Annotated in this window: 23 protein-coding genes; 12 read left to right on the forward strand and 11 right to left on the reverse strand. The window is 72.4% G+C overall.

The features are described 5' to 3' along the window. Position 1 precedes the first annotated feature (1 nt). Positions 2–1,327, reverse strand: coding sequence for an adenosylmethionine--8-amino-7-oxononanoate transaminase (locus H343_RS0120755; RefSeq protein ID WP_028432718.1), 1,326 nt, complete (start codon positions 1,325–1,327; stop codon positions 2–4). Next, complete coding sequence (gene bioB, locus H343_RS31850) at positions 1,320–2,384, reverse strand: biotin synthase BioB (protein ID WP_078505957.1); 1,065 nt, start codon at positions 2,382–2,384, stop codon at positions 1,320–1,322. Before bioB ends, H343_RS0120755 begins: the two co-directional genes overlap by 8 nt. 254 nt (positions 2,385–2,638) lie before the next feature. Here bioB and H343_RS31855 point away from each other — a divergent pair, with 254 nt between their 5' ends. Next, a complete protein-coding gene (locus tag H343_RS31855) occupies positions 2,639–3,868 on the forward strand; it encodes an 8-amino-7-oxononanoate synthase (protein WP_051265635.1) in 1,230 nt (409 codons plus the stop codon). A 73-nt stretch (positions 3,869–3,941) separates the two neighbouring features. Here H343_RS31855 and H343_RS0120770 read toward each other — a convergent pair whose 3' ends face one another. After that, a complete protein-coding gene (locus tag H343_RS0120770; RefSeq protein ID WP_028432719.1) occupies positions 3,942–4,256 on the reverse strand; it encodes a hypothetical protein in 315 nt (104 codons plus the stop codon). A gap of 6 nt (positions 4,257–4,262) precedes the next feature. Then, positions 4,263–4,901, reverse strand: coding sequence for an ATP-dependent Clp protease proteolytic subunit (locus tag H343_RS0120775; RefSeq protein ID WP_028432720.1), 639 nt, complete (start codon positions 4,899–4,901; stop codon positions 4,263–4,265). A gap of 82 nt (positions 4,902–4,983) precedes the next feature. Here H343_RS0120775 and H343_RS0120780 point away from each other — a divergent pair, with 82 nt between their 5' ends. Then, positions 4,984–5,292, forward strand: coding sequence for a type II toxin-antitoxin system Phd/YefM family antitoxin (locus H343_RS0120780; RefSeq protein ID WP_028432721.1), 309 nt, complete (start codon positions 4,984–4,986; stop codon positions 5,290–5,292). 60 nt (positions 5,293–5,352) lie between these two features. On the opposite strand, the gene H343_RS0120785 is transcribed toward H343_RS0120780, so the two are convergent. Continuing rightward, positions 5,353–6,303 (reverse strand): M28 family peptidase, encoded by a 951-nt coding sequence (locus H343_RS0120785; RefSeq protein WP_486586989.1) that lies wholly within the window; start codon positions 6,301–6,303, stop codon positions 5,353–5,355. A gap of 426 nt (positions 6,304–6,729) precedes the next feature. Here H343_RS0120785 and H343_RS0120790 point away from each other — a divergent pair, with 426 nt between their 5' ends. From H343_RS0120790 to H343_RS0120820, 7 genes are all read left to right on the forward strand, one after another. Continuing rightward, entirely contained in the window at positions 6,730–7,032 is a 303-nt protein-coding gene (locus H343_RS0120790) for an urease subunit gamma (protein ID WP_028432723.1), read from the forward strand. Between the two features lie 70 nt (positions 7,033–7,102). Then, the gene (locus tag H343_RS0120795; RefSeq protein WP_028432724.1) at positions 7,103–7,414 is read left to right on the forward strand and encodes an urease subunit beta; all 312 of its coding nucleotides are present in this window, start codon (positions 7,103–7,105) and stop codon (positions 7,412–7,414) included. Continuing rightward, positions 7,407–9,122, forward strand: coding sequence for an urease subunit alpha (locus tag H343_RS0120800; protein WP_028432725.1), 1,716 nt, complete (start codon positions 7,407–7,409; stop codon positions 9,120–9,122). The genes H343_RS0120795 and H343_RS0120800 overlap by 8 nt, the downstream gene beginning before the upstream one ends. Positions 9,123–9,153: 31 nt before the next feature. Further along, positions 9,154–9,837, forward strand: coding sequence for an urease accessory UreF family protein (locus tag H343_RS0120805; protein WP_028432726.1), 684 nt, complete (start codon positions 9,154–9,156; stop codon positions 9,835–9,837). A gap of 24 nt (positions 9,838–9,861) precedes the next feature. Further along, positions 9,862–10,563, forward strand: a complete 702-nt coding sequence (gene ureG, locus H343_RS0120810; RefSeq protein WP_028432727.1) for an urease accessory protein UreG — start codon at positions 9,862–9,864, stop codon at positions 10,561–10,563. Then, complete coding sequence (locus H343_RS0120815) at positions 10,533–11,339, forward strand: urease accessory protein UreD (protein WP_037904498.1); 807 nt, start codon at positions 10,533–10,535, stop codon at positions 11,337–11,339. The genes ureG and H343_RS0120815 overlap by 31 nt, the downstream gene beginning before the upstream one ends. 114 nt (positions 11,340–11,453) lie before the next feature. Further along, on the forward strand, positions 11,454–13,112 hold the full coding sequence (locus H343_RS0120820; protein ID WP_028432729.1) for an alpha/beta hydrolase: 1,659 nt from the start codon (positions 11,454–11,456) through the stop codon (positions 13,110–13,112). 201 nt (positions 13,113–13,313) lie between these two features. Here H343_RS0120820 and H343_RS0120825 read toward each other — a convergent pair whose 3' ends face one another. The 6 genes from H343_RS0120825 to H343_RS0120850 form a co-directional block, all read right to left on the reverse strand. Continuing rightward, positions 13,314–14,057 (reverse strand): lysophospholipid acyltransferase family protein, encoded by a 744-nt coding sequence (locus H343_RS0120825; RefSeq protein ID WP_028432730.1) that lies wholly within the window; start codon positions 14,055–14,057, stop codon positions 13,314–13,316. An 85-nt stretch (positions 14,058–14,142) separates the two neighbouring features. Then, positions 14,143–14,301, reverse strand: a complete 159-nt coding sequence (locus H343_RS35630) for a hypothetical protein (protein ID WP_028432731.1) — start codon at positions 14,299–14,301, stop codon at positions 14,143–14,145. 112 nt (positions 14,302–14,413) lie between these two features. Then, positions 14,414–15,364: a cytochrome c oxidase assembly protein gene (locus H343_RS0120835; protein ID WP_028432732.1), complete on the reverse strand. Its 951-nt coding sequence runs from the start codon at positions 15,362–15,364 to the stop codon at positions 14,414–14,416. 96 nt (positions 15,365–15,460) lie between these two features. Next, positions 15,461–16,189 (reverse strand): glutamine amidotransferase, encoded by a 729-nt coding sequence (locus H343_RS0120840; RefSeq protein ID WP_028432733.1) that lies wholly within the window; start codon positions 16,187–16,189, stop codon positions 15,461–15,463. A gap of 32 nt (positions 16,190–16,221) precedes the next feature. Then, on the reverse strand, positions 16,222–17,460 hold the full coding sequence (locus H343_RS0120845; protein ID WP_028432734.1) for a MurT ligase domain-containing protein: 1,239 nt from the start codon (positions 17,458–17,460) through the stop codon (positions 16,222–16,224). A 161-nt stretch (positions 17,461–17,621) separates the two neighbouring features. Continuing rightward, entirely contained in the window at positions 17,622–18,266 is a 645-nt protein-coding gene (locus tag H343_RS0120850; RefSeq protein WP_028432735.1) for a TetR/AcrR family transcriptional regulator, read from the reverse strand. Between the two features lie 153 nt (positions 18,267–18,419). On the opposite strand from H343_RS0120850, the gene H343_RS0120855 reads away from it, so the two are divergent. From H343_RS0120855 to gndA, 3 genes are all read left to right on the forward strand, one after another. Then, positions 18,420–19,649, forward strand: a complete 1,230-nt coding sequence (locus H343_RS0120855) for an acyl-CoA dehydrogenase family protein (protein ID WP_028432736.1) — start codon at positions 18,420–18,422, stop codon at positions 19,647–19,649. 127 nt (positions 19,650–19,776) lie between these two features. Further along, positions 19,777–20,577, forward strand: a complete 801-nt coding sequence (locus tag H343_RS0120860; protein WP_028432737.1) for a DUF427 domain-containing protein — start codon at positions 19,777–19,779, stop codon at positions 20,575–20,577. A 190-nt stretch (positions 20,578–20,767) separates the two neighbouring features. After that, positions 20,768–22,210: an NADP-dependent phosphogluconate dehydrogenase gene (gene gndA, locus H343_RS0120865; RefSeq protein WP_028432738.1), complete on the forward strand. Its 1,443-nt coding sequence runs from the start codon at positions 20,768–20,770 to the stop codon at positions 22,208–22,210. Positions 22,211–22,299 lie beyond the last annotated feature (89 nt).

The raw sequence follows: 22,299 nt of genomic DNA on the forward strand, positions 1-22,299 counted from the left end.
CTCAGCCCTCCGCCGCCGCGGCGCACATGGCCGCACAGATCCGGGCCACGTCCTCCTCGTCCGTCACATACGGAGGCATCGCGTAGACCATGTCGCGGAACGGCCGCAGCCACACTCCCGCCCGGGCGGCGGCACGCGTGGCGGCGTCCATGTCCACGTCGTGGTCGAGCTGGAGGACGCCGATCGCGCCGAGCACCCGCACCTCCCGTACGCCCGGAATCCGGCCGGCCTGCGCCAGCCCGTCCCGCAGCCCGCCCTCGATGCGGCGCACACGCGCCGCCCAGTCCCCGTCCAGGAGCAGCCCCAGGGAGGCGTCGGCGACGGCGGCTGCGAGGGGGTTGCCCATGAACGTGGGGCCGTGCGCGAGGACGGGCACCTCGCCCCGCGAGATCCCCTCCGCCACCTTCGTCGTGCACAGCGTCGCGGCGAGAGTGAGGTAGCCGCCGGTCAGCGCCTTGCCCAGGCACATCACGTCCGGTGTGATCCCGGCGTGTTCCGCGGCGAACAGCGCGCCCGTACGTCCGAACCCGGTGGCGATCTCGTCCAGCACCAGCAGCACGTCGTGTTCGTCGCACGCCTCACGCAGTGCCCGGACGTAGGCGGGGGAGTGGAAGCGCATGCCGCCCGCGCCCTGCACCACCGGTTCCACGACCACGGCGGCCAGTTCGTCCGCGTGCCGGGCGACCGTCTCCCGCAGATGTGCCAGATAGCGCTCGTCCGGCGGTGCGTCGAACCCGGAGGGCGGCGCGTCGGCGAAGACCTGCCGCGGCAGCACCCCCGACCACAGCTCGTGCATGCCGCCCTCGGGGTCGCACACCGACATCGGGTGCCAGGTGTCGCCGTGGTAGCCGCCGCGCCAGGTCAGCAGCCGCTGCTTGGCCGGCCTCCCGCGTGAACGCCAGTACTGCAGGCACATCTTGACCGCGACCTCGACCGAGACCGAACCGGAGTCGGCGAGGAAGACGTGCTCCAGCCCGGCCGGCGTGACGTCCACGAGCCGCTTGGCCAGCCGCACGGCGGGCTCGTGCGTGAGCCCGCCGAACATCACATGGCTCATACGGTCCAGCTGGCCGCGCGCAGCCTCGTCCAGCACGGGGTGGCCGTAGCCGTGCACGGCCGACCACCACGAGGACATCCCGTCCACCAGCTCACGCCGCCCGCACACCTCCTCGGCCAGCCGCAGCCGCACACCGGACGCCGACTCGACGAGCAGCGGCCGGCTGCGGCCGGGCATGGGCCCGTACGGATGCCATACGTGCCGCCGGTCCAGCTCCAGCAGCTCCTCCGGCCCCGTCTCCCTCCCGTTCCCGGTGCCCGGCTCAGGCATTGGGCGGCAGGGTGGTGCCGGTTCCCCGCCGCCGCACGGCCACCATGTCGCCGCCGCGGTGGTCGGGCAGTGTCGTGGTGTCCGTCCCCTCCACCTCGAAGCCCGCGTCGGCGATCATCTCCAGGTCGGCCTGCCCGGCCTGGCCCTCGCTGGTGAGGTAGTCGCCGAGGAAGATCGAGTTGGCCAGGTGCAGAGCAAGGGGCTGCAGCGAGCGGAGGTGGACCTCGCGCCCGCCGGCCAGCCGCACCTCCGCGTCGGGGCACACGAAACGCACCATCGCAAGGATGCGCAGGGCACGCTGGGGCGTCAGGTTCCACTCGCCGGCCAGGGGTGTTCCCTCGAAGGGGATGAGGAAGTTGACCGGCACCGAGTCCGGGTCGAGTTCCCGCAGCGCGAAGGCGACGTCCACCAGGTCCCCGTCGCTCTCGCCCATGCCCGCGATCAGGCCCGAACAGGCCGACAGGCCCGCCGACTTGGCCTGCCGCACGGTCTCCTGCCGGTCGGCGTAGTCGTGGGTGGTGCAGATGTCGCCGTAGGTCGCCTCGGAGGTGTTGAGGTTGTGGTTGTAGGCGTCGGCGCCGGCCTCCTGCAGCCGCTGGGCCTGCCCGTCGGAGAGCAGCCCCAGACAGGCGCACACCTCCACGTCCTCGTGCTCGTCCTTGATGGCCGAGATCGTCTTCGTCACGCGCTCGACGTCACGGTCGGTGGGGCCGCGGCCGCTGGCGACCAGGCAGACCCGCTTCGCACCGCCCTTGAGGCCCGCCGCCGCGGCGGACGCCGCCTCGCCGGGCTTGAGCCAGGTGTACTTGAGGATCTCCGCCTGCGAGCCCAGCCGTTGGGAGCAGTACGAACAGTCCTCTGGGCACAGCCCGGACTTGAGGTTGACCAGATAGTTCAGCTTCACCCTCCGCCCGAACCAGTGGCGGCGCACCTTCCCGGCTGCCGCCACCACATCGAGCAAGTCCTCGTCGGAGGTCTCCAACACCGCACGGGCCTCGTCGCGTGTCGGCAGCTCGCGCCGAAGCCCTTTGTCCACCAGCGTGTTCAGCAGGTCCATGACGGTGATCCTTGCTGATCCGCGCGCTCAGGGCCAAGGAAGAACGTCACAAGACCGCGCCCGGGAGGTGTGTGTATCGCCACACCGCGCCCCGGCGCGCGAGGTACTACGGTCTATGGACTGCATACGAACGCGCGCAGTGCGGCACGTGCCCGGCGCGGCAGGCCGCCGGTCATCCCGCCGGTCGTCCCGCCCGGTGGTGAAGCCGAGCACGGAGCCGAGCACCGGCCCAGCTGAAGTCGAGGACGTCCGCCATGCCCGAGGAGCCCCAGGCACATTCCGCTTCCCCGCGCCGCTCCGCCCCGGACGGCCCGCGTGAGCCCGGCCCTCACGCCGCCGACGACCCCTTCGGCTGGCTCGAGGAAGCCCGCGGCGCCCGGGAGCGCGCCGGTCTCGTCCGCACGCTGCGGCACCGGCCCGCCACGTCCGGGCTGCTGGACCTGGCGGGCAACGACTACCTCGGACTCACCCGCGACCCCGAGGTGACCGAAGCCGCAGCGCAGGCCGCCCGCCGGTGGGGCGCCGGCTCCACCGGGTCGCGTCTGGTCACCGGCTCCACCGAACTCCACGCCGAACTGGAGGCGGAACTCGCCGGCTTCTGCGGATTCGAGGCGGCGCTGGTCCTCTCCTCCGGCTACGCCGCCAACCTGGCCGCCCTCACCGCGCTGACGGCCCCCGGCACCCTCGTCGTTTCCGACGCGGGAAACCACGCCTCCCTCATCGACGGCTGCCGCCTCTCACGTGCGCAGACCGCCGTCGTCCCGCACCGGGACCCCGAGGCCGTCGGCAAGGCCCTGGACGGCCACGACGGACGGGCCCTCGCCGTGACCGACTCCGTCTTCTCCGTCGACGGTGACGCGGCCGCACTGCCCGAGCTGTCCGAGGTCTGCCGCGCCCACGGTGCCGCGCTCCTCGTCGACGACGCCCACGGCCTGGGTGTCGTCGGCGACGGCGGGCGGGGCGCGGTGCACGCCGCCGGCCTCGCGGGCGGTGCCGGCACCGTCGCCACCGTCACGCTCTCCAAGTCCCTGGGCAGCCAGGGCGGAGCGGTCCTGGGACCGGCCCGGGTCATCGCCCATCTCATCGACACCGCCCGCACCTTCATCTTCGACACCGGACTCGCGCCCCCCGCCGCGGGAGCGGCGCTCGCCGCTCTGCGGCTGCTGCGCCGCGAGCCGGAGCGCGCCGGGTGCGTACGCCGGGCGGCCACCGCACTGCACAGCGGGCTCAGCGCGGCGGGGCTGCACGCCGCGCGGCCCGACGCCGCGGTGGTCTCCGTACGGGCGCCCTCACCCGGCGAGGCCGTGCGCTGGGCCGCGGACTGCCGCGCCGAAGGTCTGCAAGTGGGCTGCTTCCGCCCGCCGTCGGTGCCGGACGGCATCTCCCGGCTGCGCCTGACGGCGCGCGCCGACATCGGCGACGAGCGGCTGGCCGGAGCGGTCGCCGCGATCGTCCGTACGGCACCGCCGGGGGCTCTTCGCTGAGCTGCGGCCGCCCGCGTCCCGTGACCGCCCGCGGCCGTGAACGACCGTGTCCCCGCGGCCTCCCGGCCACCGCTCACCCCCCGGGCCCGCCGGATGGCGGAAGGCCGACGAGGGCCGAGCGCCGCTCACCGTCCAGCACCCGCAGGGCGGTTGCCAGCGTCGTGCCGTGCAGCTCGCTCTCTCCGCGCTCGTGCATCAGCGTCAGCGCGTCCCGCAGCGCGGCCGCCCTGTTGGTGAGGGCCTGTGCGGCTCGCAGCGCGCCGTAGGTGTGCTCCGCCCGCGCCGGGTTGATCCGGCCCAGCAGGTCGAGCACCTCCAGATAGCTGTCGACGACCCCGCCCTCGGCGCTGGTCAGCGCGGGCAGCGGCGGCAGTTCGGGAGGAAGCACCGCCCCTCACCGCCCGGTGTGCCCGGCGCCGCCGGGCTTGCGGGCGGCCGTGAGGTGGTCGATCAGTCCGTAGGCCAGCGCCGCCTCGGCTTCGAAGATCTTCTCGCGCTCCAGGTCGGTCCGGACGGTGCTCGGCGGCTGCCCCGTGTGCCGGGCGTAGAGCTGCTCCAACTGCTCCCGGGTGCGCAGCAGTTCCCGTGCCTGGATCGCCAGGTCGTCGGCCTGGCCCCGCACCGGCTCGGCGAGTGAGGGCTGATGGAGGAGGATGCGCGCCCCCGGCAGCGCGAGCCGCTTGCCGGGTGCCCCGGCAGCCAGCAGTGCCGAGGCGGCGGAGGCGGCCTGGCCCAGGCAGACCGTCTCGATGTCGCAACTGACGTACTGCATCGTGTCGTAGATCGCGGTCATCGCCGTGAACGAGCCGCCGGGGGAGTTGATGTAGAGGGAGATGTCCTGCTCGGGGGCCGCGGCCTCCAGATGGATGAGCTGCGCCATGACGTCGTTGGCGGCCGTGTCGTCCACCGGCGTGCCCAGGAAGATGATGCGCTCGTCCAGCAGCTTCGAGTACGGATCGAGCGTCCGGGTTCCGCTGCCGGTGCGCTCGGTCAGTTCCGGCAGTACGTAGCGGGCGTCGGGTCGGGTGGGCATGACGTCACCTCTCCACTGTGTGGTCTCACTGGGCGTCCCTCTGTAAAAATGTACAGGACGTACATGACGTTATGCTGGGGGCATGACCTACGAGATTCCGGTGACGCAAGCACGCGCGGCTCTCGCCGACTTGATCAACCGCGTGGTCTACGGCGGCGAGCGCGTGGTGGTGACCCGGCACGGCAAGCCTCTGGCCGCGCTCGTCTCGGCTGCTGACCTGGAGAGACTGCAGGAGGCCGACGCGGCGGCCGAGGAGGGCGTGATCAGCACTCTCTCGACGGTGCGCGACGCGCCGTCCGCCCCCGGCGAACGTGAACCCCGGCGTTTCGGCATCGCCGCGCAGCACGGCGGCCCGGCCGCCGGTGACGGGCGGCCGGGCCGGAAGAGCTGAGTCCCGCGGTGGGAAGTCACCGCCGCGGGGCGGCGGGGGAGAAGTCCCCCGAAGGGGTGATCAGGAGCTGAGTTCCCAGACGGCGTGAGCGATGGCGTCGGTGTTCAGGTCGAGCGCTTTCTCATTGACGTTGGAGACGTCGTCGCACGCGGAGTGGTAGCAGCTGTCGTACGCCTCGCCGGCCTGGCCCTCCCACTTGGCGGCCTGCTCCTCGGTCATCGTGGCGCCGGCACCGGTGAACGTACCGCCGACGGTGACTCCTTCGGCCGCGAACGAGGCATGGTCGCTGCGCCCGTTGATCTCGGAGGAGCTCTCCGTCTCGATGCCCTTCTCGGCGAACCAGTCCTGGAAGACGCCCTGGACGGCCGCGTCGTCCTCGTAGACGAAGTAGCCGGCGTTGGGCGAGCCGATCATGTCGAAGTTGAGGTAGGTGCCGATCTTGTCGACCTCACCGGCCGGCAGGCTGTCGACGTAGTGCCGTGAGCCGACCATGCCCAGTTCCTCGGCGCCCCACCAGGCGAACCGCAGATGCTTGCCCGGCTGCAGGTCGGCCTCGGCCACGGCGAGCGCGACCTGGAGGATGCCGGCGGAGCCCGAGCCGTTGTCGTTGATCCCGGCACCGCTGCCGACCGAGTCGAGGTGCGAGCCGACCATCACCGTCTCATCGGAGGAGCCGCCGGGCCAGTCCGCGACGAGGTTGTAGCCCGTCTCGCCGCTGCCGTCGAACTCCTGGACGCTGGTCTCGAACCCGGCCTCGTCCAGCTTGTCCTTGATGTAGTCGATCGATGCCTTGAAGCCCGGCTCGCCGTGCGCGCGGCTGCCGCCGTTGGCCTCGGCGACGGACTGGAGTCCCTTCAGGTCCTCCTGGACGGCCGTCACCGGGATGTCAGGCGCGGCGGCAGCGGGCTCTGCCAGCGCGGCCTGCGCGCCGGTGGCCCCGAGCAGGGAGGCGGTCAGGGCGGCACCGGTGGAGACGGCGATGAGGGTGCGGCGCTTGGTGTCTTTGCGGATCACAGGGACTCCGATGTGTGGGGGGTTCGAAGTTACTGCCGGGTCGGTCAGATGACGAGAATCGTCCGGGGCGCGCGGTGCGCCGTCAAGAGCGTTTACCGGACGGGGTGTTGCGCCATGCGGAGAGTGAGGCCCCGCCGCGCGGTGCGAGGCGCACAGCCGGACCCGTACGCCGCCTCTTCGCCGCGGCAGCCCGCGCACGCCCAGGCCGCTCGCGGTGACCTCACGCCGGGCGGGCACCACACGCACCGGCGGCGATGCGGGCCGGACGATGTAACTCCGACGAAACGCACCTCGTCTACTCTCCGTTGACCTGCCTGCCGGGACCGGGCGGACGCGCCACGCGCGGGAGTGAGACCCGGCGGGCGCCGCCGCACATCCGCAAGCGGCCGCCCGCCCCGGCGCGAGGAGAAGTGGAGGGCCACCATGCGCCTGACCCCGCACGAGCAGGAACGGCTGCTCGTCCACGTCGCGGCCGACGTGGCCGGGAAGCGGCGGGAACGCGGGGTGCTGCTCAACCACCCCGAGGCCGTCGCCCTGATCACCTCGCACATCCTCGAAGGCGCCCGTGACGGCCGCAGCGTGGCCGAACTGATGGAGTCCGGACGCGGCGTCCTCACCCGGGAGGACGTCATGGAGGGCGTGCCGGAGATGCTCCACGACGTCCAGGTCGAGGCCACCTTCCCGGACGGCACCAAGCTGGTCACCGTCCACGACCCCGTCGCCTGACGGGCCCGCCCCCGCCCGGCGGCCGCCCGTGCGGCGGCCACCCGGCCGACGTACCACCAGGAGCGCCCCGATGATCCCCGGAGAGATCCGCCACGCCGGCGACCCGGTGCCGCTGAACCAAGGCGCCGAGGTCACACGGATGACCGTGCTCAACACCGGCGACCGTCCGGTACAGGTCGGCTCCCACTACCACTTCGCCGAGGCCAACCCCGCCCTGGACTTCGACCGTGCGGCCGCACGCGGGAAGCGCCTGTCCGTCGCCGCAGGCACGGCCGTCCGCTTCGAGCCGGGCATCCCCGTGCAGGTCGCGCTCGTAGCGCTGCGGGGCAGGCGCGTCGTCGCCGGGCTGCGCGGCGAGACCGGCGGTGCGCTGGATGACTGAGCTCTCCCGCGCCGCGTACGCCGGTCTGTTCGGTCCCACCACCGGGGACCGGGTGCGGCTGGCCGACACCGCCCTGTTCGTCGAGGTCGAGGAGGACCTGTGCGGCGGACCGGGCCGCGCCGGCGACGAGGCCGTCTTCGGCGGCGGCAAGGTCATCCGGGAGTCCATGGGCCAGTCCCGTGCCGCACGTGCCGAGGGCACACCCGACACGGTGATCACTGGTGCGCTCGTCCTCGACCACTGGGGCGTCCTCAAGGCCGACGTCGGCCTGCGGGACGGACGGATCGCCGCGCTGGGCAAGGCAGGCAACCCCGACACCATGGACGGGGTGCACCCCGCTCTCGTCATCGGACCCGAGACCGAGATCATCGCGGGCAACGGCAAGATCCTCACCGCGGGCGCCGTCGACACGCACGTGCACTTCGTGTGCCCCCAACTCGTCGAGGAGGCACTGGCGTCCGGTGTGACCACGCTCGTCGGCGGCGGGACCGGACCGGCCGAGGGCACGAAGGCGACCACCGTCACACCGGGGCCCTGGCACATCGCCCGTACGCTCGCGGCGATGGACGGCATGCCCGTCAACGTCGGCCTGCTGGGCAAGGGGAACACCGTCTCCCACGAGGCCATGATGAGCCAACTGCGCGGGGGAGCGGCCGGATTCAAGATCCACGAGGACTGGGGCGCGACGCCCGCCGTCATCGACGCGTGCCTGACCGTGTGCCAGCAGACCGGCGCGCAGCTCGCCGTGCACACCGACACGCTCAACGAGGCGGGTTTCGTGGGCGACACACTCGCCGCGGTCGCCGGACGCGGCATCCACGCCTACCACACCGAGGGCGCCGGAGGCGGGCACGCGCCTGACATCATCACCGTGGTCGGCGAGCCCAACGTCCTTCCCTCCTCGACCAATCCGACCCGCCCGCACACCGTCAACACCGTCGACGAGCACCTCGACATGCTGATGGTCTGCCACCACCTCAACCCGTCCGTACCCGAGGACCTCGCCTTCGCCGAGTCCCGCATCCGGCCCAGCACCATCGCCGCCGAGGACGTCCTGCACGACCTCGGGGCGATCTCCGTCATCTCCTCCGACGCGCAGGCCATGGGACGCGTGGGCGAAGTGGTGCTGCGCACCTGGCAGACCGCGCACGTGATGAAGGAGCGGCGAGGGGCACTGCCCGGCGACTCACGCGCCGACAACCTCCGGGCCCGCCGCTACGTCGCGAAGTACACCATCAACCCCGCCGTCGCGCAGGGCATGGACGGCGAGATCGGCTCCGTCGAAGCGGGGAAGCTGGCCGATCTGGTGCTGTGGGAGCCCGCGTTCTTCGGCGTGAAGCCCCAACTGGTCATCAAGGGCGGGCAGATCGCCCACGCGCAGCTCGGCGACGCCAACGCCTCCGTCCCCACACCCCAACCCGTCCTGCCCCGGCCGATGTTCGGCGCCCTCGGCCGGGCTCCGGCAGCCAACTCCCTGAACTTCGTGACCGGAACGGCGCTCGACGCCGGCCTCGCCGAGGAGCTCGCCCTGGGCAAGACGTTCGCCGCCATCCGCGGCACCCGGGCCGTCACCAAGGCCGACATGCGCGAGAACGACGCACTCCCGCACGTCACCGTCGACACCTTCACCGTCACCGTCGACGGAGAGACCGTCGAACCCGCCCCCGCCGCCCGTCTCCCCATGGCCCAGCGCTACTTCCTCTTCTGACCCCACCGGACCACGAGTGGAAGGAGCCCGGATGCCCGCAAGCAGCCCCGCGACCCGAACGGCTCTGCTCGTCCTCGCCGACGGCCGCTTCCCCGCGGGAGGCCACGCCCACTCCGGCGGCGCCGAGGAGGCCGTGGCGGCGGGCCGCCTCACCGACGCGGCCGCACTCGCCCGCTTCTGCCACGGACGCCTGCACACCACCGGGCTGGTCACCGCCGCCCTCGCCGCCGCGGCCGCCGGCTCTCACGACCCCCTCGAACTCGAGGACGCCGCCGACGCCCGCACCCCCTCGCTCGCCCTGCGGCGCACCTCGAGGAAACTGGGCCGCCAGCTCATGCGCGCCGCCCGCGCCACCTGGCCCTCGCCCGAGCTGGAGGCCCTCGCCGCCGCCCGTCCGCGCGGCGCCCACCAGCCGGTCGTGCTCGGCCTCCTCGCCCGCGCGGCGGGGCTCACCCCGCTGGACGCCGCACACGCCGCCGTGCACGAGTCCGTCTCCGGACCGGCCACCGCCGCCGTGCGGCTGCTCGGCCTCGACCCCTACGACGTGGCCGGCCTCCTCGCCCGGCTCACCCCGGACATGGACGGTGTCGCCCGCCGGGCCGCCGAGGCGGCCGAGGCCGGGGACAGCGGTGAACTGCCCGCCGCCTCGGCGCCGCTGCTGGAGACCGGGGCCGAGAGCCACGCGGCCCGGCCCGTACGGCTGTGCGCCTCATGACCCCCGCACCACCACAGGAGAGCCATGCACCTCGACCAGGCCACCGCCCACCCCGAACGGCACACCTGCGCGGCCCCCGGGCCCGGACCCGACGGCTCCCGGCGCGCCCTGCGCATCGGGCTGGGCGGCCCCGTCGGCTCCGGCAAGACCGCGACCGTCGCGGCGCTGTGCCGCACGCTGCGCGAGACGGTGCGGCTCGCCGTGGTCACCAACGACATCTACACCAGCGAGGACGCCGCCCACCTGCTGCGTGAAGCGGTGCTGCCCGCCGATCGGATCACCGCGGTGGAGACCGGCGCCTGCCCGCACACCGCGATCCGCGACGACATCTCCGCCAACCTCGAGGCCGTCGAGGACCTGGAGGAGAGCGCGGGGCCGCTCGGACTCGTCCTCATCGAGTCCGGCGGCGACAACCTCACCGCCACCTTCTCCAGGGGCCTCGTCGACGCGCAGATCTTCGTCATCGACGTCGCGGGCGGCGACGACATCCCGCGCAAGGGCGGGCCCGGCATCACCTCCTCCGACCTGCTCGTCGTCAACAAGACCGACCTGGCACCCCATGTGGGCTCCGACCTGGAGGCGATGGCACGGGACGCCGAAGCACAGCGCGGCACCCTCCCCGTCGTCTTCACCTCGATGGCCGCACCGGACGGCGTCACGCCCGTCGCCGAATGGGTGCGCGCCCGGCTCGCCGCATGGCGGACGGCCGCACCGGCCCCGGCGTGAGCACCGCCCCGCCACGCACGGCCACGGGCGTGGAGGCCACCGCCCGCATCACGGCCGCCGCTCCCGGCTCCCCGGGCGACCCGACGAGGCTTCCGCTGCTGAGCAGCGCGGGCCCTCTCGCTCTGCGGCGCACCCGCTCCGAGGGACCGGAGGCCCGGGTCACCCTCGTCGGGGCCATGAGCGCACCGCTGGGCGGGGACCGGCTGGCCCTGCGCGTACGCGCGGAGCCCGGGGCCCGGCTGTGCGTGGACAGCGCGGCCGCCACCCTCGCCCTGCCCGGGCCGGGAGGCGAACCCGCCCGCTACGACCTCCACTTGAGCATCGGTGACGACGCCCGCGTGCGCTGGCTGCCCGAGCCGCTGATCTCCGCGCAGGGCAGCGTCCTGCACCAGAGCGTCCGCATCGACCTCGCGCCGCGTGCCCGTCTGGTCTTCCGGGACGTGCTGGTGCTCGGCCGTACGGGCGAGGAGCCCGGCCGTCTGACCAGCCGGCTCACGCTCGTCCACGCCGGCCGGCCGCTGCTGGACCAGCGGCTCGACCAGGGGAGCGGCGCACCGGGCTGGGACAGTGCGGCCGTCCTCGGCGGATTCCGTGCCGTGGGGCAACTGCTTGTCGCGGGACCGCAGTTCACGGACCGGCCGGCACAGGCGGTCTCCCTGTGCCCGACCGCGTCCGTGACACCGCTGGCCGGTCCCGCCGCGCTGGTCACCGCCGTCGCCCCCGATGCCCTTCTCGTCGGGCGGGTGCTGGACGACGCCGGTAGATTCACGACTTGACAAGGATCATCAGTTCCAACTGTCGCCGGCCGCCGGGTGCCGGAAGGATCGAGCCACCCGCAGACACATGAATTGCCCTCGCCGCCGCCCCGCCACCCCAGGGGAGCCCCCCACGTGAACAGACGCAGAGCCACCCTCGCCGCCGGCTCCGCCGCCCTCGTCGCCGGGCTGACAGTGGTCCCGACCGCATTCGCCGGCGGTGCCCAGGAGCGGGCCGCGTCCGCCGGCGCGGAGGCCCGGGGTGTGAAGAGCGCCGCCGCGCGCGCCGCCGAGAAGGGCATCGGCTGGAAGGACTGCCCCGAGGACTGGGGCCTGGAGAAGCCGATCGAATGCGGCTTCGTCACCGTCCCCGTCGACTACGCGAAACCCGGCGGCGAGACCATCGACATCGCCGTCGACCGCGCGAAGAGCACCGGCAGCAAGAAGGAGCGCCAGGGCTCCCTGCTCTACAACCCCGGCGGCCCCGGCGGCTCCGGACTGCGCTTCCCCGCGCGCGTGACCGGCGAGAGCCCGCTGTGGAAAGCAACGGCCAGGGCCTACGACTTCGTCGGGTTCGACCCCCGGGGCGTGGGACACTCCGCCCCCGTCTCCTGCATGGACCCGCAGGAGTTCGTCAAGGCACCCAAGGCGGACCCCGTCCCCGGCGACGAGGCGGACAAGCGCGCCCAGCGCAAGCTGGCCAGGGAGTACGCCGAGGGCTGCAAGGAACGCGGCGGCAGCCTCCTGCCGCACATGACGACGCCCAACACTGCCCGCGACCTGGACGTCCTCCGCGCCGCGCTGGGTGAGAGGAAGCTGAACTTCCTCGGGGTCTCCTACGGCACCTACCTCGGCTCCGTCTACAGCACGCTCTTCCCCGCGCACGTGCGCCGCATGATCGTCGACAGCGTGGTCAATCCCGCCCGCGACCAGATCTGGTACCGGAACAACCTGGACCAGAACGTCGCCTTCCAGACCCGCTGGGAGGACTGGACGGAGTGGGTCGCCGAACACGACGACACCTACGGCATCGGCGGCACCGCGGCCGAGGTCGACAAGCAGTGGGACAAGCTGCGCGCCGCCGCGAAGAAGGAGCCCTTCGGCGGAGCCGTCGGCCCGGCCGAGCTCCTCGGCTTCTTCCAGAACGCCCCGTACTACGACCAGATGTGGGCCGAGGTCGCGGCCGTGTGGTCCGCCCACCTCAAGGGCGACGAGAAGGCCCTCGTCGACGCCGCCGGACCCGACATGTCCGACACCGCGGGAAACGCGGACTCCGAGAACGGCAACGCCGTCTACACGGCCGTCGAGTGCAACGACGCCGAGTGGCCCGCCAGTTGGAGGACCTGGGACAGGGACAACACGGAACTGCACGAGAAGCACCCGTTCCTGACCTGGTCCAACGCCTGGCTGAACCTCCCGTGCGCCACCTGGCCCGTCAGGCAGCAGGAGGCACTGGAGGTCGCCCCGGGCAAGGGCCTGCCGCCGGTCCTGCTCATGCAGGCCGAACGCGACGCGGCGACCCCCTACGGCGGCGCCGTGGAGCTGCACAAGCGGCTCAAGGGCTCCCGCCTGATCACCGAGAGGGACGCGGGCTCGCACGGCATCACCAACGTCGAGAACCCCTGCATCAACAAGCGCGTCGACGCCTACCTACTGAAGGGCACGGTCGGCGGGAAGGACGCGACGTGCGGCCCGCACAGCGCGCCGGTGCCCGAGGGGCAGGCGGCGGCCGGCGGCACGGCCGGGGCCAAGTCCGCGGAGCTGCCCGCTCTTCCGCGCGCCGTGCGCCGCTGACGGGCACATACGGCAGCAGGCGGGGGACGGCCGGATCCCGGCCGTCCCCCGCTCGTCTCCGGTGGCCGGTGTGCGGCGCACGGCGCGCGTCCGGGCCCTCGGTCCGCTGCCCCGTCCGGCCGTTGCGACGGGCCCCGCACACGGGCCGGCGGACGGGCCCCGCACACGGGCCGGCGTCCGTGCGCGGGCCCTTGTGCCGGCTCAGGTCTTGCTGCTGCCCTCGCGCCTGCCCCGCGTACGCCCGCGCTCCTTGGCCTCCTTGGCTTCCCTGGCCTGCTGGGCCTTCGCCTCGGGTGCGTACAGGTCGACGTACTCCTGGCCGGACAGCCGCATGATCTCGCGAATGATCTCGTCGGTGACGGCCCGCAGCACCGTGCGCTCGCTCTCCATCCCGGCGTAGCGCGAGAAGTCCAGCGGCTCGCCGAACCGGATCGTCACCCGGCCGAACCTGGGCATCTTCCGCCCGGGCGGCTGCAGTTCGAACGTCCCCACCATCGCGCAGGGAATCACCCTCACCCTGCCCTGCAGCGCCATCGACGCGACCCCGACCCGGCCCTTGTAGAGCCGTCCGTCGTGCGAGCGCGTGCCTTCCGGGTAGATGCCCAGCAGTTCGTCCTTGCGGAGCACGCCCAGCCCCTCGTCGATCGCGGCCTGCCCCGCGCCCTTCCCGGAGCGGTCCACCGGGATCTGGCCCACGCTGCGGAAGAAGGCCGCCGTCAGACGGCCCTTGAGGCCGGGCCCCGTGAAGTACTCGGACTTCGCGAGGAAAGTGATGCGCCGCCGCAGGATCGCGGGCATCAGGAAGTGGTCGGAGACGGAGAGGTGGTTGCCGGCGACGATCGCCGCCCCCTCCTCCGGAATGTTCTCCAGCCCTTCGATCCTCGGGCGGAAGTACAGGCGCAGCAAGGGCCCCAGCAGTACGTACTTGAACAGGTTGTAGAACACGCTAAGGCCTTCCCCCACGCGGTCGGGTGAGATCGCAGAGTAGTCCCCCTCCCCGCCGGGCCGGGAGGGGGCCCACCGCATCGCCTCAGTTGCGCTGTACCGAGGCCGTGCCCAGGGTGACCAGACCGAGTACGACCCATGCGAACCACAGCCAGCCGCTTCCCCCGAGGGTCACCGTGTAGGCGGTGATCGCCACCAGGGCGGCCACCGTGCTCACCGTCATCGCCTTCGCAGTGCCAGGCATCGAAAGCACCCTCCTCACGGACCCGGCGGGCGACGGGGATTCCCGTACAAAACGGGCCGGGTCACAGCTCCATGGTCGCTCGCCGGCGCCCCGGCACGCCACTGTCCCGCCCTTACGGCTGCCGGGCCCGCAAAGAGGCCAGGTAGGCGTTGTACGCCTCCAGCTCCTTGTCGCCGTCCCGGTCGGCAGCCCGGTCCCGGCGGCGAGCCTGCCGCTCGTCCGACTTGTGCCACTGGAAGACGAGCGCGATCAGCACCAGCACCGAGGGGATCTCGCTGAACGCCCACGCGATGCCGCCCGCCGTCGTCTGGTCCCCCAGCGCGCTCACGCCCAGCGAGGCGGGCGGGTGCGCGTATGTGGCGATCATCGGCTCGGACGCCATCATCAGCGCGATCCCGAAGAAGGCGTGGAAGGGCATCCCGGCGAACAGCTCCAGCATGCGCATGACGTAGCCCGGCCGCTGCGGCCCCGGATCCACGCCCATGATCGGCCAGAAGAAGACGAGGCCGACCAGCAGGAAGTGCGCCATCATCGCCAGGTGCCCCGCCGTGGAGCCCATCAGGAGGTCGAAGAGCGGCGTGAAGTAGAGCCCGTAGAGGCTCGCGATGAACAGCGGGATGGTGAAGGCGGGATGGGTGACCGCGCGCATCCAGCGGCTGTGCAGCAGGGCCACCAGCAGCTCCCGCGGGCCCCGGCGCCCGCGCCCCGCGGAGGGCAGCGTCCGCAGCGTCAGTGTCACCGGCGCGCCCAGCAGCAGCAGGATCGGCGAGAGCATGCTGATGATCATGTGCTGCACCATGTGGACGCTGAAGAGCACCATCCCGTACTCGTTCAGGCCGGTGCACATCGTCACGCCCACGCTGAGCACGCCCAGCACCCAGGCGACCGTGCGCCCCACGGGCCAGTGGTCGCCGCGCCTGGCCAGCCGCACCACGGCGGCGACATAGAGGACCAGCGCCAGCAGGCAGCCCGCCAGGAAGAACGGCTCGCCCGTGAACTCAAGGCCCCGGCCGAGGGTGAAGGGCGGCAGATCCGCCGTCGTGCCGTGCCCGCCGTGGTCCATCCGCGCTCTCCCGCCCTGTGCCGTTTCGCCCGCACCAGCGTAGAACCTCCCCCGGGCCCGCAGACCCGGGGGACCCCTCGGCGGCGGGGGAGTGGATCAGGCGGGCTGCAGCGCCGTGGCGATCCGCTCCTTGCGCAGCGCCTCGTACCAGTGATCGTTGACCTGCGGCAGCGCGTTGACGTCCAGCGCCAGCCGGATCAGCAGGTCCGCGATCTGCGGGTTGCGCGCCAGGACGGGGCCGTGCATGTACGTACCGAAGACGGTGTCGTTCCACGCCCCCTCGGTGCCGTCGCCGGTGCCGTTGCCCTTGCCCAGCCGCACCCGGGCCAGCGGCCGCGCGCTCGGGCCGATCTGGGTGATGCCCTGGTGGTTCTCGAAGCCCGTCAGCTGCGGCAGCCCCAGCTTCTCGTCGATGTCGCCCAGCACGTCGCCGACGCACCGCTCGGCCTCGCCGCGCCTGCTGACCACGTCCAGCAGCCCCAGGCCCTGCTGCGGTTCGCCCAGGTCGTTGACGAACTCGCGGCCGAGAATCTGATAGCCGGCGCAGACGGAGAAGATGATGGCGCCGTTGTCGACGGCGCGCTGCAGCCCGCCGTCACGCAGCAGCCGCTCCGCCGCGAGCCGCTGCGGCCGGTCCTCGCCGCCGCCGATCAGATAGATGTCCGCCGAGGTGGGCACCTGCTGGTCGGAGCGGACGTCGGTGCGGTGCACCTCCAGTCCGCGCTGCTGCGCGCGCCGCTCGACCACCAGCGCGTTGCCCTGGTCGCCGTAGGTGCTGAGCAGGTCCGGATAGACCCACACCACCCGCAGGCCCGTGTCACTCATTGCTCGCCAACTCCTTGAGCGGGTATATGGGTTCAGTTGCCGACGACGCGGCGCAGGTCCTGGAAGGCGGTGTAGTTCGCGATCGCCTCGATGCGCCCGGGCGGGCACGCCCGTACGGCCTCGTGGGCGCTCTCGCACACCTGGAAGTTGACCCCGGCGACCTCCAGACGCACCGCCAGGTCGAGCTTGCGGTCACCGATCACGCGGATGGGGTGCCCGGCCAGCCGGGAATAGTCCACGTCCCACAGCCAGGAGGTGTCCGTGCCGTCCGCACCGCGGGCGTTCACCGAGAGGATGACCGGCGCGGGCGGCGCGTCGATGAGGGAGAAGGTCTCCAGCCAGCCCGCCGGGTTCTTCGCCAGCAGCAGCCGCACCTCCCGTTCCTGGTACGTCACCACGTCGTAGCGTCCGGCGACCGCGGTCACCGCGTGCATCCGCTCCAGGGCCACCTGCGGAGGCACTCCGAAGGCCGCGGCGACCGCGGCCGAGGTGGTGGCGTTGGCCTTGTTGGCGCGGCCGGGAAGCTGCAGCTTGATCGGCCACGCCGACCCGTGCGGGTCCAGCACGTCGTCACCGGAGAGGGCCCAGCTCGGCGTGGGGCGGCGGAATCCGCACTCCCCGCAGAACCAGTCGTCGCCGGGCCGCTGCATCACTCCGCCGCACGCCGGGCAGGACCAGGCGTCGTCCTTCCACTCCTGGCCGGCCGCCACCCACACCACGTTCGAGGAGGAGGAGGCGGCCCATACGACGAGGGGGTCGTCGGCGTTGGCGATCACCACTGCCTTCGAACCGGACAGGCCCTCACGCCAGCGCTCGGCCAGCATCCTCGTCTCGGCGGCCCGGTCCAGCTGGTCGCGGGAGAGGTTGAGCAGGGCGATGGCCTTGGGGGTCACATCGCGGGCGACCGTGGCGAGGTACTTCTCGTCCACCTCGATCACCCCGTACTGCTCCTCGGCACCGCCGGCCAGCGCGGAGGTGATCCCGGCGGGCATGTTGGCGCCCAGCGCGTTGGAGACCACACCGCCGTTGGCGCGCAGGGCCTCCGCGATCAGACGGGTCGTCGTCGTCTTGCCGTTCGTGGCCGACACGAGGATCACGTCCAGGTGCCGGGCCACCTGCGCCAGCAGGTCGGGATCGAGTCTGAGGGCGACCTTGCCGCCGATCACCGATCCGCTTCCGCGACCCGCCGCACGCGACACCGCCGCAGCGGCTCTGCCCGCTGTCACGGCCAGCTTCGCCCGCGAAGACAGCGGGTCCGTGTTGCCTGCCATCGTCACTGCTCCTCCTTGCCCCTCGGTGGGGTGAAGCCTACCGAGGTCCGGCGCCGTGCCCGAACCGCCTCACCCTGTGGAAGCCGCCGCGGCGGCACGGTTTTCGGCGCGCCGGCCACGGCGGGTGCCGCGCCGGCACGGTGCGGGCGCGGAGGGGCTGCTCAGAAGCCCGGAGCGCCCGCCCGGTCCTCGGCCACCGCCAGCCGCCCCCACAGCAGGTCAGCGAGCTGTTTGACCAACTGCTCACGCGGGCAGGGGCGTTCGCGCAGCCACCAGTCACCGGCCGCGTAGGCCATGCCGACCACGCCGTGGCCCCACACCCGTGCCGTCTCCGCGCCGTCGGGGCCCAGTTCGAGCCGCTCCTGGATGAACTTGCCCAGCTCGTCGCCCAGGCGCCGCAGCAGCGGGGCCGAGTGCTGCCCGGCGTCGAAGCCCTGCTCGCCGGAGGGGGCGTCCTCGGAGGGGTGCATCAGGAAGCGGTAGACCTGGGGCCGGGTCTCGATGGCGGCCAGGTAGGTGTCCAGGGTGGCCTCCACCCGCTCGCGCCGCTGGGCGGGGGCGTCCAGGGCGTCGCGCAGGGCGCCGAGGAGCGCGTCCGTGTGCCGTACGGCCAGGGCGCGGTAGAGCCCGTCCTTGTCGCCGAAGTGGCGGTAGAGGATCGGCTTGGTGATGCCGGCCTCCGCGGCGATGGCGTTCATCGAGGCCCCCGGGCCGTCCCTCAGCACCACGCGCTCGGCGGCCTCCAGCAGTTCCTTGCGACGCCGCTCCGCGGCGCTGCGCTGATCCGTCTGCTGTGTGGACTCCATGGCGCCTCCCCACCCGTTTCGTTCCGGCTGCCCCAGCGCAACGTAACACCCGGGGGTGCGCACGACCGGGCCGCCGGTGGTTGACATTGCTTACCAGTCGGTAACAGACTTGGGCTATTACCGCAGGTAACTTAGCTGATGGAAGGACCCGCCATGGGCGATCCGGCATTCGCACTCGATCTGAACGAGGACCAGAAGGAGATCCGTGAGTGGATACACGGATTCGCCGCGGATGTGATCCGCCCCGCCGCCGCGGAGTGGGACGAGCGCGAGGAGACGCCCTGGCCGGTCATCCAGGAGGCCGCCAAGATCGGACTCTACTCCCTCGACTTCTACGCCCAGCAGTTCTTCGACCCGACGGGGCTGGGCATCCCCATGACGATGGAGGAGCTCTTCTGGGGCGACGCGGGCATCGCCCTGTCCATCGTGGGCACCGGTCTGGCCGCCGTCGGCGTGCTCGCCAACGGCACCCAGGAGCAGATCGGCACCTGGGTACCCCAGATGTACGGCGACGCCGACGACGTACAGGTCGCCGCCTTCTGCTCCTCCGAACCTGACGCCGGCTCCGACGTGTCCGCGATGCGCACGCGCGCCGTCTACGACGAGGCCAAGGACGAATGGGTCCTCAACGGCACCAAGACCTGGGCGACCAACGGCGGCATCGCCAACGTCCACGTCGTCGTGGCCGTCGTCGACCCGGAACTGGGCTCCAAGGGCCACGCCTCGTTCATCGTCCCGCCGGCGACCCCCGGCCTCTCCCAGGGACAGAAGTTCAAGAAGCACGGCATCCGCGCCTCCCACACCGCCGAGGTCGTCCTGGAGGACGTACGCATCCCGGGCCACTGCCTGCTCGGCGGCAAGGACAAGCTGGACGAGCGCCTGGCCCGCGCGCGTGAGCGCGCCAAGAGCGGCGAGCGCGTGAAGAACGCCGCCATGGCCACCTTCGAGGCCTCGCGGCCCGCGGTGGGCGCCCAGGCTGTCGGCATCGCCCGCGCCGCCTACGAGGTGGCCCTCGACTACGCCAAGGAGCGCGTCCAGTTCGGCCGCCCCATCATCGACAACCAGGGCGTCGCCTTCCAGCTCGCCGACATGCGTACCCGCATCGACGCCGCACGGCTGCTGGTCTGGCGCGCCTCGTGGATGGCCTCCGCCGGCAAGCGGTTCGACTCCGCGGAGGGCTCGATGTCCAAGCTGTTCGCGGGCGAGACCGCCAAGACCGTCACGTCCCAGGCCATGCAGATCCTCGGCGGGAACGGCTTCACCCGCGAGTACCCGGTCGAGCGCATGCACCGCGACGCCGCCATCTACACGGTCTTCGAGGGGACGAGCGAGATCCAGCGCCTCGTCATCGCCCGTACGGTCTCCGGTTCGACCATCCGCTGACACCCGGGGCCGGGGCGTCCGCCTGCGCCGGCGGCCGCCCCGCCCCCGGCACCGGGCGGTGCCGCACCGGCAGTGCGACAGTGGGGTCCGCACCCACTGTCACCCCGGACACGGAGGCCCCAGCCCCATGACCCTCACGCTCGGCGGCGGGCCGCTCGCCTCGCGGCCCCCGGAAACCGTCAACTACCGTATCGACGGCCCCGCCCACCGCCTGCTGTGGCATCCCTTCCCGCGCCGGGTACGCGCGCTGCTGGGCGGTGAGACGGTGCTGGACAGCGACGACGCCAAGCTGCTGCACGAGAGCAATCTGCTGCCCCAGGTCTACGTTCCGCGCTCCGCGCTGCGTGAGGACCTGCTGGAGGAGAGCGGCCACAGCACCCACTGCCCCTTCAAGGGCGACGCACGCTACTGGAGCGTGCGCGCAGGGGAGGATCTGGCGGAGAACGCCGTGTGGAGCTACCCCGATCCGCTGCCCGGAGCGGAGTGGCTCAAGGGGCACGTCGCCGTGTACTGGTCGGCGATGCACGCCTGGTTCGACGAGGACGAGGAGGTCACCGGGCACATCCGCGACCCGTACCACCGCATCGACATCCGCCCCACCAGCCGGCACGTGCGGATCAGGGCCCAGGGAGTGGACGTCGCGGAGAGCCGCCGTGCCGTGCTGCTGTCGGAGACCGGTCTGCCCAACCGCTTCTACCTGCCGGCGGAGGACGTACGCGCCGAACTGCTGGCGCCCAGCGCCACGCACACGCACTGCCCCTACAAGGGCCGCGCCTCCTACCGGACGCTGCACGCCGGCGGCACCGCCGTCGCGGACGCCGCCTGGTGCTACGAACAGCCGCTGGACGAGGCCCTGCGCATCGCCGGCCGTCTGTGCTTCCTCGCCCCGGGCGTCGAGACGATCGTCGACGGCAAGCCACTGGGCTGATCCCGGCCGGTGGGCTGGGGGATTCCGCGCCCGTCCACCCCCGTGCCGACCGACAATGCGCACATCGGCAAGATCTGTGCACACCCCGGCGCCGCCCGGCGCACCGTCGTCGGGGAGCAGTGCACGTCCGGCACCGAAACGTCCGCACCGCCACCCACGGCGACGTCCATCCACAACCGGGAGCATCAGCATGAGCACCACCGCACACATCGGCGTCACCGGCCTCGCCGTCATGGGCAGCAACCTCGCCCGCAACTTCGCCCGTAACGGCTACACCGTCGCCCTGCACAACCGCACGGCAGCCAAGACCCGTGATCTGGTGCGGGACTTCGGGGACGAGGGCAGCTTCATCGCAGCCGAGACGGCCGAGGAGTTCGTCGCAGCCCTGGAGCGGCCGCGGCGGCTGATCATCATGGTCAAGGCGGGAGGGCCCACGGATGCCGTCATCGACGAGTTCGCGGCACTGCTCGAAGAGGGCGACGTGATCATCGACGGCGGCAACGCCCACTACGCCGACACCCGCCGCCGCGAGCAGCAACTGCGCGAGCGGGGCCTGCACTTCGTCGGAGCGGGCATCTCCGGGGGAGAAGAAGGAGCCCTGCACGGGCCGAGCATCATGCCCGGTGGTTCCCCGCAGGCGTACGAGTCGCTGCGCCCCATGCTGGAGAGCATCGCCGCGAAGGCCGAGGACGGCACGCCCTGCACGACGCACGTCGGCCCGGACGGCGCCGGCCACTTCGTGAAGATGGTGCACAACGGCATCGAATACGCCGACATGCAGCTGATCGGCGAGGCGTACCACCTGCTGCGGGACGTCGCCGGCTACACCCCGGCCCGCATCGCGGAGACCTTCCGCGAGTGGAACACCGGACGTCTGGACTCCTACCTCATCGAGATCACCGCGGAGGTCCTCTCCCACACCGACGCGGCCACCGGCAAGCCCTTCGTCGACGTCGTCGCCGACCAGGCCGAGCAGAAGGGGACCGGCCGCTGGACCGTACAGACCGCGCTCGACCTCGGAGTGCCGGTCTCCGGCATCGCCGAGGCGGTCTTCGCCCGCTCGCTGTCCGGCCATGCCGACCTGCGGTCCGCCAGCGCCCACCTCCCGGGCCCGCACGCCGCGCCCCTGGCCGGGGCGGAGGCCGAGCGCTTCGCCGAGAAGGTCGAGCAGGCCCTGTACGCGTCGAAGATCACCTCCTACGCGCAGGGCTGGAACATGATCCGCAGCGGCAGCGACGAGTACGGCTGGGACATCGACCCCGGCGCGGTCGGCGCCATCTGGCGCGCGGGCTGCATCATCAGGGCCGCGTTCCTGGACCGCATCCGTGCCGCGTTCGCCTCCAGCCCCGGCCTGCCGACGCTGCTGGCGGACGAGTACTTCGCCAAGGAGATCGGCGAGGCGCAGGGCGACTGGCGTGCGGTGGTGGCCACCGCGGTGGCGCACGGCATCCCCGTACCCGGCTTCTCGGCCGCCCTGGCCTCCTACGACGCGTTGCGCAGCACCCGTCTGCCCGCCTCGCTCACACAGGCGCAGCGTGACTTCTTCGGCGCGCACACCTACCGCCGCACCGACCGCGAGGGCTCCTTCCACACCCTCTGGGGCGGTGACCGCAGCGAGGTCTCCTCCCGGTGACGGCACGACGGCACGGTGAGTGACGGCGGGGGAACCGGGAACCCGGCGGGACGTACAGCACACGCCGCGATGTGAGTCCGCTGGAGTGT

The sequence above is a fragment of the Streptomyces sp. TAA204 genome, from assembly GCF_000424965.1.

Excerpts from the sequence above, each read along its gene's own strand:
- H343_RS0120755 (WP_028432718.1), bottom strand. The coding sequence starts at position 1,327 with ATGCCTGAGCCGGGCACCGGGAACGGGAGGGAGACGGGGCCGGAGGAG.
- bioB (WP_078505957.1), bottom strand. The coding sequence starts at position 2,384 with ATGGACCTGCTGAACACGCTGGTGGACAAAGGGCTTCGGCGCGAGCTG.
- H343_RS31855 (WP_051265635.1), top strand. The coding sequence starts at position 2,639 with ATGCCCGAGGAGCCCCAGGCACATTCCGCTTCCCCGCGCCGCTCCGCC.
- H343_RS0120775 (WP_028432720.1), bottom strand. The coding sequence starts at position 4,901 with ATGCCCACCCGACCCGACGCCCGCTACGTACTGCCGGAACTGACCGAG.
- H343_RS0120780 (WP_028432721.1), top strand. The coding sequence starts at position 4,984 with ATGACCTACGAGATTCCGGTGACGCAAGCACGCGCGGCTCTCGCCGAC.
- H343_RS0120790 (WP_028432723.1), top strand. The coding sequence starts at position 6,730 with ATGCGCCTGACCCCGCACGAGCAGGAACGGCTGCTCGTCCACGTCGCG.
- H343_RS0120795 (WP_028432724.1), top strand. The coding sequence starts at position 7,103 with ATGATCCCCGGAGAGATCCGCCACGCCGGCGACCCGGTGCCGCTGAAC.
- H343_RS0120800 (WP_028432725.1), top strand. The coding sequence starts at position 7,407 with ATGACTGAGCTCTCCCGCGCCGCGTACGCCGGTCTGTTCGGTCCCACC.
- H343_RS0120805 (WP_028432726.1), top strand. The coding sequence starts at position 9,154 with ATGCCCGCAAGCAGCCCCGCGACCCGAACGGCTCTGCTCGTCCTCGCC.
- ureG (WP_028432727.1), top strand. The coding sequence starts at position 9,862 with ATGCACCTCGACCAGGCCACCGCCCACCCCGAACGGCACACCTGCGCG.
- H343_RS0120815 (WP_037904498.1), top strand. The coding sequence starts at position 10,533 with ATGGCGGACGGCCGCACCGGCCCCGGCGTGAGCACCGCCCCGCCACGC.
- H343_RS35630 (WP_028432731.1), bottom strand. The coding sequence starts at position 14,301 with ATGCCTGGCACTGCGAAGGCGATGACGGTGAGCACGGTGGCCGCCCTG.
- H343_RS0120835 (WP_028432732.1), bottom strand. The coding sequence starts at position 15,364 with ATGGACCACGGCGGGCACGGCACGACGGCGGATCTGCCGCCCTTCACC.
- H343_RS0120840 (WP_028432733.1), bottom strand. The coding sequence starts at position 16,189 with ATGAGTGACACGGGCCTGCGGGTGGTGTGGGTCTATCCGGACCTGCTC.
- H343_RS0120845 (WP_028432734.1), bottom strand. The coding sequence starts at position 17,460 with ATGGCAGGCAACACGGACCCGCTGTCTTCGCGGGCGAAGCTGGCCGTG.
- H343_RS0120850 (WP_028432735.1), bottom strand. The coding sequence starts at position 18,266 with ATGGAGTCCACACAGCAGACGGATCAGCGCAGCGCCGCGGAGCGGCGT.
- H343_RS0120855 (WP_028432736.1), top strand. The coding sequence starts at position 18,420 with ATGGGCGATCCGGCATTCGCACTCGATCTGAACGAGGACCAGAAGGAG.
- H343_RS0120860 (WP_028432737.1), top strand. The coding sequence starts at position 19,777 with ATGACCCTCACGCTCGGCGGCGGGCCGCTCGCCTCGCGGCCCCCGGAA.
- gndA (WP_028432738.1), top strand. The coding sequence starts at position 20,768 with ATGAGCACCACCGCACACATCGGCGTCACCGGCCTCGCCGTCATGGGC.